At 60.4% G+C, this 15,385-nt stretch carries 12 protein-coding genes; 4 read left to right on the top strand and 8 right to left on the bottom strand.

What is annotated here, in order from left to right; all coding sequences use genetic code 11:
• Positions 1-178 precede the first annotated feature (178 nt).
• Both JKL48_RS22400 and JKL48_RS22395 read left to right on the top strand, forming a co-directional pair.
• Positions 179-811 carry an ABC transporter ATP-binding protein gene (locus JKL48_RS22400; protein ID WP_201987566.1) on the top strand — a complete coding sequence of 211 codons (633 nt, stop codon included), beginning with the start codon at positions 179-181 and terminating at the stop codon, positions 809-811.
• Positions 812-1,017: 206 nt separating this feature from the next.
• Positions 1,018-1,380, top strand: a complete 363-nt coding sequence (locus JKL48_RS22395) for a hypothetical protein (protein WP_201987564.1) — start codon at positions 1,018-1,020, stop codon at positions 1,378-1,380.
• Between the two features lie 92 nt (positions 1,381-1,472).
• Here JKL48_RS22395 and JKL48_RS22390 read toward each other — a convergent pair whose 3' ends face one another.
• On the bottom strand, positions 1,473-2,330 hold the full coding sequence (locus tag JKL48_RS22390; protein ID WP_201987562.1) for a DUF4197 domain-containing protein: 858 nt from the start codon (positions 2,328-2,330) through the stop codon (positions 1,473-1,475).
• 111 nt (positions 2,331-2,441) lie between these two features.
• Between JKL48_RS22390 and JKL48_RS22385 the strand changes: the two genes are divergently transcribed.
• Positions 2,442-3,785 (top strand): competence/damage-inducible protein A, encoded by a 1,344-nt coding sequence (locus tag JKL48_RS22385; RefSeq protein ID WP_201987560.1) that lies wholly within the window; start codon positions 2,442-2,444, stop codon positions 3,783-3,785.
• On the opposite strand, the gene JKL48_RS22380 is transcribed toward JKL48_RS22385, so the two are convergent.
• From JKL48_RS22380 to dnaG, 6 genes are all read right to left on the bottom strand, one after another.
• Positions 3,775-4,500, bottom strand: coding sequence for a hypothetical protein (locus JKL48_RS22380; protein WP_201987558.1), 726 nt, complete (start codon positions 4,498-4,500; stop codon positions 3,775-3,777). The two genes, JKL48_RS22385 and JKL48_RS22380, sit on opposite strands and share 11 nt — an antisense overlap.
• 127 nt (positions 4,501-4,627) lie before the next feature.
• On the bottom strand, positions 4,628-5,854 hold the full coding sequence (locus JKL48_RS22375; protein ID WP_201987556.1) for a bifunctional 3,4-dihydroxy-2-butanone-4-phosphate synthase/GTP cyclohydrolase II: 1,227 nt from the start codon (positions 5,852-5,854) through the stop codon (positions 4,628-4,630).
• A 90-nt stretch (positions 5,855-5,944) separates the two neighbouring features.
• Positions 5,945-7,138, bottom strand: a complete 1,194-nt coding sequence (locus tag JKL48_RS22370) for a glycosyltransferase (protein ID WP_201987554.1) — start codon at positions 7,136-7,138, stop codon at positions 5,945-5,947.
• Positions 7,135-8,364, bottom strand: a complete 1,230-nt coding sequence (locus JKL48_RS22365) for a glycosyltransferase family 4 protein (RefSeq protein ID WP_201987552.1) — start codon at positions 8,362-8,364, stop codon at positions 7,135-7,137. Before JKL48_RS22365 ends, JKL48_RS22370 begins: the two co-directional genes overlap by 4 nt.
• A 111-nt stretch (positions 8,365-8,475) precedes the next feature.
• The gene (locus JKL48_RS22360; protein ID WP_201987550.1) at positions 8,476-9,531 is read right to left on the bottom strand and encodes a potassium channel family protein; all 1,056 of its coding nucleotides are present in this window, start codon (positions 9,529-9,531) and stop codon (positions 8,476-8,478) included.
• Between the two features lie 66 nt (positions 9,532-9,597).
• On the bottom strand, positions 9,598-11,688 hold the full coding sequence (gene dnaG / locus JKL48_RS22355) for a DNA primase (protein ID WP_201987548.1): 2,091 nt from the start codon (positions 11,686-11,688) through the stop codon (positions 9,598-9,600).
• Between the two features lie 234 nt (positions 11,689-11,922).
• Here dnaG and JKL48_RS22350 point away from each other — a divergent pair, with 234 nt between their 5' ends.
• A complete protein-coding gene (locus JKL48_RS22350; protein ID WP_201987546.1) occupies positions 11,923-14,958 on the top strand; it encodes a leucine--tRNA ligase in 3,036 nt (1,011 codons plus the stop codon).
• 197 nt (positions 14,959-15,155) lie between these two features.
• On the opposite strand, the gene JKL48_RS22345 is transcribed toward JKL48_RS22350, so the two are convergent.
• Positions 15,156-15,293, bottom strand: coding sequence for a hypothetical protein (locus tag JKL48_RS22345; RefSeq protein ID WP_201987544.1), 138 nt, complete (start codon positions 15,291-15,293; stop codon positions 15,156-15,158).
• Positions 15,294-15,385: the final 92 nt, after the last annotated feature.

Here is a 15,385-nt window from a genome sequence, read left to right as displayed (position 1 = left end):
TGCTCGCCCACGAACGTGATTTTGACCCCAATTTTCATCTTGCTCTTGCTTCCTAAACACAGTTCATGCTGAGCTTGCCGAAGCATCTCTCCTGCGCTACGCATTCACCTTCAATTGATTGGTTTACTCTCGTGGAAGAGATGCTTCGGCAAGCTCGGCATGACGTTTTGGTTGCACTTTGTTAATCACTGCCACCGGCCTGGGTAAGCGTTTCCAGCGTGACTGGATATTCCGCGGCCTGACGCGCACGCTCCGGCCCGGCAGCGCCACCGCCGTGCTGGGCCCCAACGGGGCTGGCAAAAGCACGCTGCTGAACACCATCTCGGGCCAGTTGCTTCCGACCGAAGGCACGCTGACGTATGCCCTGGCCGGCCGCCCCGTAGCCGCGGAAGACATGCCCCGGCACCTGGCCTACGCCGCGCCCTACCTGGAACTGCTGGAAGAGCTGACGCTGCGGGAGCTGCTGCGGTTTCATACCCGCTTCAAGCCTTTGCGGCCGGGGATTTCCCAGGAGGCGCTTATCGAGCTAACGTACCTGGAAAAGTCGCGCCATCAGTTGATACGGGAGTTTTCTTCGGGCATGAAGCAGCGGCTCAAGCTGGCCCTGGCCCTCTATGCCGACGCGCCCTTGCTGCTGCTGGACGAACCCACCACCAACCTCGATACTGCCGGCGTGGCCTGGTACCAGGAGCACGTGCGGGCCACCCGCCCGGGCCGCACCCTGCTGCTTAGCTCCAACGTGCCGGCCGAGTATGCGTTCTGCGACGAGCAATTGCTGGTGACTGATTTTCAGGCGGCACGCGGCCGTTAGGCACACGGTTGCCGAACAAAAAACTTCCTGTTATTTTGGGGCAACATTCGTTGCAGCCGCTGCCCTAAACAGGCGTTTGCAAAGCTTCAGCTTACTTTTTCACTGGAAAATCTGGCCCGATAGTCAACCGGAAAACCACGCGGCACGTATCTTCGCGGCCAGCTTTGGCACTCTATTTTTCACCCTCAATATCTCCCGCCCCGGCCATGATAGATAACGACGACCTGGACGACGACTTGCTCGACGACGAAGACGACCTGGACACCTATGCCAAGAAAGGCGGCGCCGCAGCCCTCGGCAATACCGAAGACCGCCTCTCGGCCAAATACGCCGACTACCTGATGTGGACCGACACGGGCTCCTCGCACGACGAGGCCCTGGACCTGGCCAATATGACCGAGGAAGAATTTGTGGAAGCCGAGCGCGCTGAAAATTCCGACCGCGGCGGTTTCACCAGCCTCGACGATGACGACGATGATTTTGAGGACGACGAGGACGACGAAGACGAAGGCTACAGCAGTGGCCGGGGCGGCCGCCGGGGCAGCAGCTTCGATAGCGACGACTATTAGCGCCAGGCCGCTTATTAAGCGCACGAAAAAGCCCCGACCGGAAAATTCCAGCCGGGGCTTTTTCGTGCGGCATCTAGCCGGTGGCAGCGCGGCTACTTGCGGCCAAAAACCGACTTAAGGATGTCGGAGGTACGCGCTGCGGGGTTTTTGCGAATTTTGGCTTCTTCCTGCGCCAGCAGGATGAAGAGGCCATCCACGGCTTTCTGGGTGGTGTAGTCGGCCAGGCTGAGGTTGACGGGGGTCATCAGCGGAATTTTGTTGTACTGGTTGGTGATGGTGGCATACGCCCGGCCGGCCCCTACCTGGTCGATGGCGGCTTCGATGTCGGGGTGGAAGGCCGCAATCAACTGGCCCTGCGTGGACTTGCGCAAAAACTGCGTAGCGGCATCGGTCGAGCCGCTGGTCACGAGCGACAAGGCATCGGTGATGCTGATGTTGGCGAGGGCGTTGATGAAGATATCCTTGGCTTTGGGGGCCGCGGCTTCGGCAGCCCGGTTGAGCTGGGTTTCAAACTGAGTGAATAGCGTGGTCATGCCCGGCAAACGGCCCACGGTCGATTTCACAATATCCAGGTCAGGCGGTGCCGGAATGTGGATGTCATCGTTCAGGTTGAAGCCATCGGGCTCGGAGGCAAACTGCACGGCTTTCACAATGCCTTTGTTGAGCGCTTCTTTCACCCCGGCGCTGGCTTCGGCCTCGGTGAGCGGGGGCAGGGCGGCTTTGGCGGTGGCCGCGGCTTTATCGGCGGCGGCTTTGTCGGCAGCGGCTTTCGCGGCGGCCGCTTTGGCAGCGGCAGCCTTGGTGGCAGCGGCTTTGGCAGCAGCCGTTTTAGCGGCGGCCGCTTTGGCGGCGGCGGCTTTTTTGGCGGCGGTCGTTTGCGCGTGGGCGGCGGGCGCCGCAGTGGCCAGAAGGCCAGCTACGAGCAGGGCACTGGCAATGCGTGTAAACATGGAAAAACTGATGCGGCGGGAAAACCGGAAGGCCCCTGTGGCTGTCCTTGGACCGCCGCTTGTGCAAATTGAAGACAATTTTGCGGCCAAACCTATTTTTTCGTCAAAACCATGCCCATCCCCGCCGTTCCCACCTCTGCCTCCGCTGCCTTGCATTCGCCCGCCGCGCCGCCCGATGTCGAAATCATGACCATTGGCGACGAACTGCTCTACGGGCAGGTGGTGGACACCAATTCGGCTTTTATGGGCCAGGAACTGGCCAAAATCGGCTTGCGGGTCCGCCAGATTTCTTCGGTTTCGGACCGGGCCGATGAGATTGTGGCGGCGCTCGACCAGGCCCGGCAACGAGCGCAGGTGGTGCTGATTACCGGCGGCCTGGGTCCGACCAATGACGATTTGACGAAGCACGTACTGGCCCGCTACTTTGGCACCGGGCTGGTGATGCACGAGCCCACGCTACGCCACGTGGAGCAGATTTTTCAGCGCTTCAACCGCCCGATGCTGGACGTGAACCGCCAGCAGGCCCTGGTGCCAGCCAACTGCGAAGTGCTGCACAACGCCGTGGGCACGGCGCCCGGTATGTGGTTCAACGTGAACGGGACGATATTTGTGAGCATGCCCGGCGTACCATTTGAGATGAAGCGCCTCATGACCGACCATGTGCTGCCGCGCCTGCAAAGCCAGTTCAACCTTGCGCCCATCGAGCACGTGGTGGTGATGACGGCCGGCTTGGGCGAGTCCTTCCTGGCCGAAAAAATTGCGGATTGGGAAGATGCCTTGCCGGCCAACATCAAGCTGGCCTACCTGCCCAGCTTCGGGGCCGTGCGCCTGCGCCTGACCGGCACCGCCGACGGCCAGCCCGACCTGCGCGGCCGCATGCTGGCGCTGCTGCCGGCCCTGCGTGAGCGCATCGGGGAGCACATTTTTGCCGAGGAAGAAACCACCATCGAAGCCGCCATCGGCAAGCTATTGCTCGCCAAAGGCCTCACGCTGGGCACTGCCGAAAGCTGCACCGGCGGCCTAGTGGCGCAGCGCATCACCAGCGTTTCGGGCAGTTCGGGATATTTCCGGGGCGGCATCGTGGCCTACCACAACGACATTAAGCAGGAAGAACTGGGCGTAAAACCCGAAACCCTGGCCCAATACGGTGCCGTGAGCGAGGCCACCGTGCGCGAAATGGCCGAGGGCGCCCGCCGCCGCCTGGGCGTCGACGTGGCCGTGGCGACCAGCGGCATTGCCGGCCCCACGGGCGCCACCGAAACCAAGAAGGTGGGCACCGTATGCCTGGCCTACGCCGACGGCACCCAAACCATCAGCCGGGAATACGTGCTGGACCGCGGCCGGGCCCTGAACGTGGAATACGCCGCGCAATCGGTGCTGACGATGCTGCGCCAGCAGCTGGCCGGAATCGAAACCTCGCCCGCCGCCGCTCGCGGCCTGCCCACTACTGTGTAGCCAGCACAAGCAGGGAGTTTGCGTAGCTGACCAGCTCGTGCAATTCGCGGGCGCTGCCATAGCCAATGCCCTGCGTTTTGGCATAGGTCTGTACTTGCTGCGCTTGCTGAGGAAAAGCCGTTAACAGGTCTTTTTTCGGCTTGCGCAGGGGTATCAATTCCCCGGTTGCCCATGCCAGAAAGTATTCGTCTTTCAGTTCGACGACGTTGTCGTAGCGCACGGAGGCAAACCCGGGCTGCATTTGCTTGCCGGGAGCGGGCGCGGCGCCCCGGCTTGGGCCACTCGGGCGGCCCGAGCCGGCCGGGTTGATGGCGGTGAGGTGGGTAGTCAGCACCTGACGCCGCACCAGCAACACCGGACCCTCGCTCAACTGCTCGAAGAAAGCCGGCTCCGGCCGCTGCTCGCCGGGGTGTTCCGACGGCCACGTCAGCGTGCGAAATAGTCGCACTAGGTTTGGGTCGACGGCAACGGCGTGGGGTCGTCCCGGCCCTGTCATAATTTTTTCGCCCTGCACGGCAAACGCGGCTACGCTGGCGGGGGCAAACGTTCGGACTGAGCCATCGGGCTGGCCCATGTACAGCAAATCGGGGCCGAAACAAACGGCTACTGGCCCGGACAAGGTATCGCCGTTGACGAGCACCAACCGGCAAAACTGGAAATCCAGCCGCACGCCACTCCGAATCTGGCCCTGGGCCACACCGGTACATAACAGCAAAATCAGGAGTAGTCCTGGCTTCATCATTCGCTGGAAAGGAAATGAATGGGATTTATGCCAAGGTAAATTTTTTTACGCAAAAAAGCCAGCCCAATGGGCTGGCCTTTTCTCATATGCGGCAAACAAGTTAAGCAGCTGGTGTTTCGGCTGGCAGGGCCCGCATGATTTCGTGGCCCATTTTGTCGCGCTTGGTAGCGAGGTAGGCCTCATTGTGCGGGTTGGCGTGGATTTCGATGGGCAAGGTGTCCACAATTTCCAGGCCGTAGCCGATGAGGCCGGTGCGCTTCTTGGGATTGTTGGTGAGCAGGCGCATTTTGGTCACGCCGAGGTCGCGCAAAATGCTGGCACCCACGCCATAGTCCCGCTCATCGCCTTTAAAGCCCAGGTCTTCATTGGCCTGTACGGTATCGCGGCCCTGCTCCTGCAATTTGTAGGCTTTCAGCTTGTTGAGCAAGCCAATGCCCCTGCCCTCCTGGTTCATGTACACAATAACGCCCCGGCCTTCGCGCTCAATCTGGCGCATGGCCTGGTGCAGCTGCGGGCCGCAGTCGCAACGGCACGAGCCAAAGATATCGCCGGTCACGCAGGAGCTGTGCACGCGCACCAGCACCGGTTCCGGCCCGCTGATGTCGCCTTTCACCAGGGCCAAATGCTTGGCGCCGTTCGAGCGCTGGGTGTAGGCATAGAGGTCGAAGTCGCCGTCCTCGGTGGGCATTTTCACCGATATTTCGCGGGTGATGAGGCTTTCGGTGGCGAGGCGGTACTTGATAAGGTCCTGCACCGAAACCAGCTTCAGGCCCCACTTTTGGGCCACGAGTTCGAGGTCGGGCAGGCGGGCCATCTCGCCGTCTTCCTTCAGGATTTCAACCAGGACCCCAGCCGGCTCGAAACCGGCCAGGCGGGCCAGGTCCACGGCCGCTTCGGTGTGGCCGGCGCGGCGCAGCACGCCTTCTTTGCGGGCTTTGAGCGGAAAGATGTGGCCCGGCTTGCCCAACTCTTCGGGCTTGGTGGTGGGGTCGATGAGGGCCAGAATGGTCTTGCTGCGGTCGGAGGCCGAGATGCCGGTGGTCACGCCGTTCTTCAGCAGGTCAACGGAAACCGTGAAAGCGGTGGCGTGGAGGGCCGTGTTGTGGCCCACCATCAGGTCGAGGCCCAGTTCTTCGCAGCGTTCTTCGGGCAGGGCGGCACAAACCAAGCCGCGGCCGTGGGTGGCCATAAAGTTGATGACTTCGGGCGTGGCGGAGCGGGCGGCGCAAATAAAGTCGCCCTCATTTTCGCGGTCTTCGTCGTCGACGACGATGACTACTTTGCCAGCCCGGACGTCGGCAATGGCGGATTCAATGGAATCAAGCATGGTGGGATGGGGTATTTCGGGCCATAACAACGAGGGCCGGCACAAAGTTAGCGCCGGCCGTGCCCGCGGAAGGGCCGGCGCGCACCCGGCTCATTGCCCCTGCTGAAAGCGCTGCGTAGGCTGCCACACCGTGGTTTTGATGCCGCGCAAGTAGCGCCAATACCCCAGTAGCAAGGCCGCATTCATGCTGTAGAAATGGGTAATGAAGCGCAGCAGGCGCGAATTATGCCCCCGCCGCCGCAGCGTGGCATCGAGTAGCAGCAGCAGCGGCAGGCCCAGCTGTCCCACAAAAGCCAGCTGGAAAAACCACCCCGCCCCGCTGGCCACAAGCCCCAGCGAAGCCAGCAGCAGCACCAATAAAAGCTGCGGCGTAAGCCAGCGCAACACTTTGTGCGACCACCACGCAAAGGCCACGCCCCGCCACGGTGGCCACAGCAGGGCCCGAAACTCCTTCAGGTTCTGAAAATTGCCCGCCGAAATGCGCGCCTTCCGCCGAAACTCTTCCGGCAGGTGGTCCGATACGTCCTCGTAGCAAACCGCATCCAGCTCATTAATAGCCTGGTAGCCGTCGCGCAGCACGGCCAGCGTGATGTAAAAGTCATCGACCAGAAACGCAGCCGGGGCCGGGTGGTAGCAGGCCCGCCGTACCGCAAAGCAGCCGCCAAACGCGCCCATCATGGCCCCCCACACCACGCCTTCCTGGTATTTCATCAGGTTTTCGCGCTCCAGGTAGGCCTTTTCCTGGCCCGATATGCCTTCGGCCCGGTGGTCGGGGTTGAGGATGTGGCCGCCCACCAAGCCGATGGCGGGGTTGTGAAAGTGCTTCACCAACTGGCGCAGGGTGTCGGAGGCAAAAAACACGTTGGCATCCGTCAGCACCAGCACCGGGGCGGTGGCTTGCCGGGCTAGGTTTTCGATGACGGTGGGTTTGCCAGTGCGCTGAGCGTAGGCCTCAAAATGCACTTGCGGGTACTCCTGCGCCAATTTGGCGAGCAGGCTATTGGTTTGGTCCGAGGAGTTGTCGGAGCCTACCAACAGGCGCAGGCGGTCGAGCGGGTAGGTGGTCGCGAAGGTGGTGCGCACCTTTTCCTCAATCACAGCCTGCTCGTTGTGAGCGGCCAGCAGGATGTCTACCGTGGGCCATTCTGCGTCGGGGCCGTACACGTCCTGGTTTTGCTGGCGGCCCCGCGCCAGACGGGCCAGCAGCAGCGGAAACAGCACATAGGTGTGCGCCACCAGCAGCAGACACCCCCAAAACACCAGTTGGAGCAGCACGGTCATCATACGGCGGGCACCGGCCGCAGCCGCTCGTATAAGTCCACAAACTGTTGGGTTACCCGGCGGCGGTCGTAGAGCGTGGTGGCGGTGGCGGCAGCAGCGGTACTAAGTTGGGCTACTGCCACTTCGCCGCGGCCCCAAGCCCGCAGGGCATCCAGCCATTCGGCGGCCGTATCGCGCAGCAGAATGTCGTGGCCGTTGCGCACCGTAATGCCTTCGGCCCCGAGGGTGGTACTCAGCACGGCTTTGCCCAAGGCCATGCCCTCGATGATTTTGATGCGCATGCCGCCACCACTGAGCAGCGGCACCAGCATCAGCTCGTATTGCTGCATGAAGGCAGGAGCAGAATCCACGAAACCATGCACAAACACGTTATCAGTACGCGGTTTCATCAGTTCTTCGGGTGTGCCGCTGCCGGCTATATGCAGTTCCACGTCCGGCATTTCGGCGTGAATAGTGGGCCAGATTTCGCGCAGCAGCCAGTTCAAACCTTCCAGATTGGGCAGCCAGTTGAGCGAGCCAATCATGAACAGGGTGCGTGGTTTGGGCCGGATGGCGGGGTCGGGCTGGAAGCGGCTCAGGTCGACGCCGGCCGGAATGAAAACCACGGGCTCGGGGCAGCCCAGGGTGCGCAGGCGCTGGGCGTCGTCGTCGGTGATGGCGGCCACGGCATCAAATTGGGCCAGGTGGCGCCGCTCAAACTTCTCCAGCCGTGCCGCCATGATGCGCAAAAACAGTCGCTTCGCCAGGTTGGCTTCGCGACGGGCCAGCATCTGCCAGATGGTGTATTCGACGTTGTGGGCCCGCAATACCAGCGGCGGCACGGCCAGTTCGGCACTGTGCTGCCGGCCTAGCAGTTCGGCGTACCACGCCACAAAAGTACCTTCCAGCTGTACCAGGTCAATTTTTTCAGTATGCAAAATCTCCAGTAGCTTATCCCCAACGGCCGGACTGATAAACCGTTGTACGTTGTAGGGCAGTTGGCTAAATAGCAGATTTTTTAGCGCGGCAACCGCCGAAAGGTTCGTGTCCACGTCCACCGTCACCAGCCGGAAATTGGGGCCAAGATGGCTGAGCGCATTGGCAGGCTGATGGTGCTTGGGTGTATTAATGGCCAACATCGTAACCCGGTGTCCGGCCTCAATCAGGCCCGCCGCCACGTCGTACATGGCAATGGCGCCGCCAGTCGTGAGCGGAAACGGAACGCGCGGACAGAGTTGCAGAATGTGCATGTTTTCATTTAACATTTATCAATTAATATTTAACAGTCGTTTTGCTGGCACTTCTGGCGCAGTAAAAGAACTGTTAGGGTGTTAAATGATAAATGTTAATTGTTAAATGATTTAAAGTTGCCGGAAACGCACCTCGAAGGTTTCAATCTGTTCTTCGCTGCCGAGCAGCAGCAGTACGTCGCCTTCGGCCGGCACGTAGTCGACGGGCGGACTCACCAGCAGCGAGCCGCTGGCCTGGCGCAGGCCAATAATGGTGGCCCCGGTGATGGAGCGCACGTCGAGCTCGCGGATGCTGCGGCCGTGCAAATCGCGCCGCAATTGCTGGAAACTCATTTCTTCGAGGCGCAGCTTGTCGGCGCTGAGGCCGGAAATTAGGTCGAGGAAGCGGATGACTTCGGGGCGCACCACCAGGTTGGCCATGTGCGAGCCGCCAATTTCGTCGGGCATCACCACCGAGTCGGCCCCGGCCGAAAGCAGCTTGCTTTCGGACGTTTTGAACGAGGCACGGGCAATGATTTTCAGGTGCGGGTTGAGGGCGCGGGCCGAAAGGGCCACGAACACGTTGTCGGCATCTTTGGGCAGGGCGGTGATGAGCGAAGAGGCCCGTTCTACGCCGGCCTGTTTCAGTACCAGGTCGGCGGTAGCATCGCCAAAAACCGTGTAAATTTTGCCACCCGCCACGCCATCGCCGTCGTAGTCCTCGCCCGTCTGGCCGTCGGTGTGGCTTTTCATCAGCTCCTGGTTGGTCTCAATAACCACGACTCGTACACCGTTGGCTGTCAGCTCCTGATAGGCACGGCGGCCATTGCGCCCAAAGCCACACACAATGACGTGGCCGCTAAAACGGCGGATTTCCTGGTCGGTTCGAATCATATTGTAGAGTTTGCGCAGCTCGCCGTCAAAGATAAACGACGACATCACCGACACGAGGTAGGCCACCACCACCAGGTTGTAGAGGATATAGAACGAGACAAACAGCCGCCCAGCGTGCGAAAACGGATGAATTTCACCAAAGCCAACCGTGGCAATGGTAGTCACGGTCATATAAAAAGCATCAACCGGATGGTAGCCTTCAATGCCCATGAAGCCCGCCATGCCCACCACCAGGCTGGTTACCGTCAGGATAACGGCTAGCACCACCCGGTTGATATTCAGGCGTTTTTGCATAGTATCATGAAATTATCGAAGATTCAAAAGATTATTATACGACATTCGTCAATTGCTAAATAGCCGTCACGAACCCCGCGCTACCACCGTGCCCAGCAGCGCGGCCAGCTCGTTATCAAGCTCCTTAAGGCGCTTAATGTCGCCGAGGATTTCGAACATTTCGGCGTCTTCCAGCGGGTGGCGCAGGCGTTCGAGGCACTGGTCGAGTTCGCGCTGCACGTGCACTTTGTTGAGGCGCAGCACGGCGTTGTCGCAGGCCAGCTGGGGCAGGTCGACTTCGTTGAAGACGTAGATTTCCTTGGTGCGCCAGTTCGGGCTGATTTCGTAGCGCTCGGTGGCCAGGTCGGTGATGAGCTGGCGGATGTCTTCGCGCTCGTTCTGGGCCAGCAGGCGGGCGTCGGGGAAGCGGCCAGCCAGGAGTTCCTGCCGGCAGATTTCCCACATCTCGGCGTAGAGCGGCTTCTGGAGCGGGTATTCGCCGAGCTGGCCCATGAGGTAGCCGGCCACGCTTATTTCGGGCTCGATTTCGCGGCCGGCGTAGAGCACCAGCAAGCGCAGTACCTCACGCTCGCACACCTGCAGCATGTCGGGAATGTCCTCCTCTTCGGCGGCCTTTTTCGGAGCGGCTGTGAAAGGAGTTCCCAGCGACTCGGCCGCTTCGGCGCCGCCGTACACGAGCATTTCAGCCTCTTCCTCGTCGGTCATCGGGCGCGGGGCCGGGGCCGGGCGCGGGTTGGCGCTGGGCGGGTAGCCGGTGTTGGCACTGCCCGCGCCGTTGCCGTAATTGCCCCGGTTGTCAGCTTGGCCACTGGGCTTGGTTTGCTGGCTGGGCGACTTGACGAGCTTGTTGTACTCCGTGATGAGCACCTGCTCGTCGATGCCGAAGGTGGCCGAGGTTTGCTGCAAAAACACTTGCCGCTTGATGGCGTCGGGCACCTTAGCGATGCTGTGGAGCACGTCGCGGATGGCTTCGGCCTTCTTCACCGGGTCGCCGGAGGCTTCGCGGGCCACGAGCGTGGTTTTGAAACTGATGAAGTCCTGGCTCTTGGTTTCGATGTACTCGGTGAAGCGCTGGTCGCCCACTTTGCGGATGTAGCTGTCGGGGTCGTCGCCGTCGGGAAACAGCACCACGCGCACGTTCAGGCCACCTTCGAGCAGCAAATCGGTGCCGCGCAGCGAGGCCTTGATGCCGGCCGCGTCGCCGTCGTAGAGCACCGTCACGTTATCGGAATACCGCTTGATGAGCCGAATCTGGCCTTCGGTGAGCGAGGTACCCGACGAGGCCACCACGTTTTTGATGCCGCCTTGATAAAGCGAAAGCACATCGAGGTAGCCCTCCACCAAGTAGCAAACCTCCTGCGTCCGAATGGCCTGCCGGGCCTGAAACAAGCCGTACAGCACGTCCGACTTGTGGTAAATCTCCGATTCGGGCGAGTTGAGGTACTTCGCCATTTTGTCGTCGCGCTTCAGGGTGCGCGCCCCGAAGCCCACCACCCGGCCGCTGATGTTGTGAATCGGGAACATCACGCGGCCCCGGAACCGGTCGTAGCGTCGGCCGGTGTCCTTGCCCTGGTCGTCGGTTCTAATGACCGTAAGGCCAGTTTTCTCCAGGTATTTCTTGTCGAAGCCGGCCGTTTCGGCGGCTTTCATCAGGTCGTCCCAGCTATCGAGCGAGTAGCCGAGCTCGAAGGTCTGGATGGTGCTCAGGTTGAGGCCGCGCTCCTTGAGGTAGCCGTAGCCGATGCTCATGCCCTCTTCGGAGTTGAGCAGCAGGCGGTGGTAGTGGTTTTTGGCGAAGTCGGAAACGATGAACTGCGAGTCCCGCTCGTTCTGTTCCAATTGCTGCTGGGGCGTCTTTTCCTCCTCCTGAATCTCGATGGCGTACTTCTTGGCCAAATATTTCAGGGCCTCCACGTAGCTGGTGCCCTCCACGTCCATCACGAACTGCACCACGCCGCCGGCCTTGCCGCAGCCGAAGCATTTGTACAAGCTTTTGGCCGGGTTTACCGAGAACGAAGGGGATTTCTCGTTGTGGAACGGGCACGGGGCCCACAGGTTTTGGCCCTTGCGCTTGAGCTGCACGAAGTCGCCGACGACTTCCACGATGTCGGCGGTCTGGATGATGTGGTCAACTAATTCTTTGGGGATGCGGGCCATCGGGGGCGGGGTATCGGCTTTTTTATTGTGAGCGTCCGAGCAAAAAGGGCGTCATGCTGAGCGCAGTCGAAGCATCTCTACCGCGATACTAACTCACGGGTTCAACGAAGCGGTAGAGATGCTTCGACTGCGCTCAGCATGACGGCTTACGAAACCAGACCGGCACTAACGTCAACAAATTTCGCCCTACTTTCTCCTACGTCCTACCTTTGCCCGGAATAAACTCCGCGCAAGATGCCCGCATACCGTCCCGAAGAAATTGAAAAGAAGTGGCAGGCCCACTGGAAAGCGCACAGCACTTTCCGCACCGAGAACCACTCCGATAAGCCCAAGTACTACGTGCTCGACATGTTCCCCTACCCCTCCGGGGCGGGCCTGCACGTGGGGCACCCGCTGGGCTACATTGCCTCCGATATCGTGACGCGCTACAAGCGCCTGCGCGGCTTCAACGTGCTGCACCCCATGGGTTTCGACTCCTTCGGCCTGCCCGCCGAGCAGTACGCCATCCAGACCGGCCGGCACCCCGCGCTCACCACCGAGAAGAACATCGAAACCTACGTGCAGCAGCTCAGCAGCCTCGGTTTCAGCTACGACTGGAGCCGCGAAGTGCGCACGTCGGACGCCTCTTACTACAAGTGGACGCAGTGGATTTTCCTCAAGCTGTTCAACTCCTGGTACAACCTCGATGCCGACCGCGCCGAGCCCCTCACCGAACTCACCGCCCGCTTTGCCGCCACCGGCAGCGAGGGCATCCGTGCCGCCGGCGATGACGGCGACCGCCTCAGCTTCTCGGCCGGCCAGTGGGCCTTGTTCAGCGAGAAGCAGAAGCTGGCCGCCGTGCTCCCCTACCGCCTTGCCTACCAGCAGGACACCTACGTGAACTGGTGCCCCGGCCTGGGCACGGTGCTCTCGAACGATGAAGTGAAGGACGGCCTGAGCGAGCGCGGCGGCTTCCCCGTCGAGCGCCGCCTCATGCCGCAGTGGAACCTGCGCATCACCGCCTACGCCGACCGCCTTCTGCAGGGCCTCGACCAACTCGACTGGCCCGATGCCGTGAAAGAGATGCAGCGCAACTGGATTGGCAAGAGCATCGGGGCCGAGGTGACCTTCCCGGTTTTGAGTAGTGAGTATTCAGTACTGAGTAGTGAGACAAAGGCCGACGAAGCCGCCAGTCTCACTACTCAATACTTACTACCCAATACTGAAATCAAAGTCTACACCACCCGCGTCGACACTATTTACGGCGCCACCTTCCTGGTGCTGGCTCCCGAGCACGAGCTGGTAGATGAGCTGACTACGCCCGAGCAGCGCGCCGCCGTGGACGAGTACATCGCCGCCACCAAGCGCCGCTCGGAGCGCGACCGCATGACCGATGTGAAGGCCGTATCCGGCGTTTTCACCGGCGCGTATGCCCTGAACCCGGTGAACAACGAGCCCGTGCCCATCTGGCTGGCCGACTACGTGCTGGCCGGCTACGGCACCGGCGCCGTGATGGCCGTGCCCAGCGGCGACCAGCGCGACTACCTCTTCGCCAAGCACTTCAACCTGCCCATCCCCGCCATTTCCGACGCCCAGCAGGGCCTCGACCAGCAGGCCGACCCCACCAAGGAAGGCCGCTACATCAACTCCGGCATCATCAACGGCCTTACCTATAAAGAGGCCACGCAGAAGCTCATCGCCTTCCTCGAAGAGAAAGGCCTGGGCAAGGGCAAAGTGAATTTCCGCCAGCGCGATGCCATTTTCGGCCGCCAGCGCTACTGGGGCGAGCCCATTCCAATTTACTACAAGGACGGCACCGCCTACGGCATCGCCGAAAGCGACCTGCCGCTGGTGCTCCCCGAAATCGACGAGTACAAGCCCACCGAAACCGGCGAGCCGCCCCTCGGCCGCGCCCAGGATTGGCTCTACAAAGGCAAATACCCCTACGAGCTGAGCACCATGCCCGGCTGGGCGGGCTCGTCGTGGTACTACCTGCGCTACATGGACCCCACCAACGAAGCCCGGTTCGTATCGGAGGAAGCCGAGCACTACTGGGGCAGCGTGGACCTCTACATGGGCGGGGCCGAGCACGCCACCGGCCACCTGCTCTACGCCCGCTTCTGGTACCTGTTCCTGAAGGATTTGGGCCTCGTCAGCAGCAACGAGCCCTTCCAGAAACTGATTAACCAGGGGATGATTCTGGGCCGGTCGAATTTTGTGTATCAGATGTGGATGCAATGGCAAACTATTCCTGAAGAGGAATTGCATTTCCCACAAATCTATGTTTCGAAATCATTCAAGGAGGCTATGTCGCAGAATTCGGAAGAATTCAAATCAAGCGAAAAATACGCAAGCTATTTAGCCCAAATTGATGAGATTATTAGCCGTACCAGAGCAAAGTATCCTCATCTAAAAATGAGTCTGATGCGACACAATGCACCAACTGGTGAATATGCTTATTTTTCCAAGTTTCATGTTGATGTGAATCACACTGATAATGACGTTTTGAACATTTCAGCATTCAGAAACTGGCGCAACGAGAACAGAAATGCTGAATTTATTCTGGAAGAAGATGGGACATTCATTTGCGATTGGGAAGTCGAAAAGATGTCGAAGTCGAAGCACAATGTTGTTAATCCCAATATTCTAATCGACAAATACGGCGCGGACGCGCTGCGCCTCTACGAAATGTTCCTCGGCCCGCTGGAGCAGTACAAGCCCTGGAACACCAACGGCATCAGCGGCGTGAGCGGCTTCCTCAAGAAGTTCTGGCGCCTCTTCCACCCCGAAGACGGCCCCCTCGCCCTCACAGACGAGCCCGCAACGCCCGCCGAGCTCAAGGTGCTGCACCGCGCCATCCAGAAGGCGCAGGAAGACATCGAGAAGTTCAGCTTCAACACCTCCGTCAGCCTGTTCATGATTACCGTGAACGAGCTCACGGCCCTCAAATGCCACAAGCGCGCCATCCTGGAGCCGCTCGTGCTGCTGGTTTCTCCCTACGCCCCGCACCTGGCCGAGGAGCTGTGGCAGGAACTGGGCCACAAGGCCGGCAGCATCTCCACGGCCAGCTACCCCGAGTTCCGCGAAGAATTCCTGGTGGAAGACACCGTGACCTACCCGCTGGCCATCAACGGCAAGGTGCGCGAGCAGATGCAGTTTGCCGCCGCCGCCACCGCCGCCGAGATTGAAACCGCCGTCTTAGCGTCGGATTTCCTGGCCAAGCACGGCGAAGGCAAGTCGGCCAAAAAGGTGATTGTGGTACCCGGCCGCATGGTGAACGTGGTGGTGTAATTATCGAAAAACAAGCCCCAGCGGGGCGGCATGTCGGTAGAACCAAACGACGCAGAAACGTCAAAAGCCCCATCGGGGCGGCACTCGCACCACGCAAGTGTCGCCCCGATGGGGCTTTATCGTTTGTCAACCCGCTATAACTACCAATATGCCGCCCCTATGGGGCTAGTGGTCGGCAGCAATTGGTACAGCCGAACTTATTTCTGAGTGTCCGGCTTTTTCTTCTTCGGCTTTTCTACCACCTCCGTTATCTCAACGGCGAAAGGCAATGCCTTTAATACCTTCATCAGCGGAGCAAACTGGTCGTCGGGAACAGTGAGAATAACTTGGCGCATGGTGCAAGATACATGGAAGCTGTTTAGAAAGTCTGATTTGCCTACACGTCTGTCATCCTGAGCGCAGCGAAGGACCTTATCACGTCAGAATA

Source organism: Hymenobacter rubidus (assembly GCF_016734815.1).
In the GTDB taxonomy this organism is placed as follows: Bacteria; Bacteroidota; Bacteroidia; order Cytophagales; family Hymenobacteraceae; genus Hymenobacter; species Hymenobacter rubidus.
Note: the sequence above shows the minus strand (reverse complement) of the source record. Positions and strands in the feature narration are given on the sequence as shown.

What these genes read in the sequence shown, in the direction of transcription:
- JKL48_RS22395 (WP_201987564.1), top strand. Translation starts at nt 1,018, where the DNA reads ATGATAGATAACGACGACCTGGACGACGACTTGCTCGACGACGAAGAC.
- JKL48_RS22390 (WP_201987562.1), bottom strand. Translation starts at nt 2,330, where the DNA reads ATGTTTACACGCATTGCCAGTGCCCTGCTCGTAGCTGGCCTTCTGGCC.
- JKL48_RS22385 (WP_201987560.1), top strand. Translation starts at nt 2,442, where the DNA reads ATGCCCATCCCCGCCGTTCCCACCTCTGCCTCCGCTGCCTTGCATTCG.
- JKL48_RS22375 (WP_201987556.1), bottom strand. Translation starts at nt 5,854, where the DNA reads ATGCTTGATTCCATTGAATCCGCCATTGCCGACGTCCGGGCTGGCAAA.
- JKL48_RS22370 (WP_201987554.1), bottom strand. Translation starts at nt 7,138, where the DNA reads ATGATGACCGTGCTGCTCCAACTGGTGTTTTGGGGGTGTCTGCTGCTG.
- JKL48_RS22365 (WP_201987552.1), bottom strand. Translation starts at nt 8,364, where the DNA reads ATGCACATTCTGCAACTCTGTCCGCGCGTTCCGTTTCCGCTCACGACT.
- JKL48_RS22360 (WP_201987550.1), bottom strand. Translation starts at nt 9,531, where the DNA reads ATGCAAAAACGCCTGAATATCAACCGGGTGGTGCTAGCCGTTATCCTG.
- dnaG (WP_201987548.1), bottom strand. Translation starts at nt 11,688, where the DNA reads ATGGCCCGCATCCCCAAAGAATTAGTTGACCACATCATCCAGACCGCC.
- JKL48_RS22350 (WP_201987546.1), top strand. Translation starts at nt 11,923, where the DNA reads ATGCCCGCATACCGTCCCGAAGAAATTGAAAAGAAGTGGCAGGCCCAC.
- JKL48_RS22345 (WP_201987544.1), bottom strand. Translation starts at nt 15,293, where the DNA reads ATGCGCCAAGTTATTCTCACTGTTCCCGACGACCAGTTTGCTCCGCTG.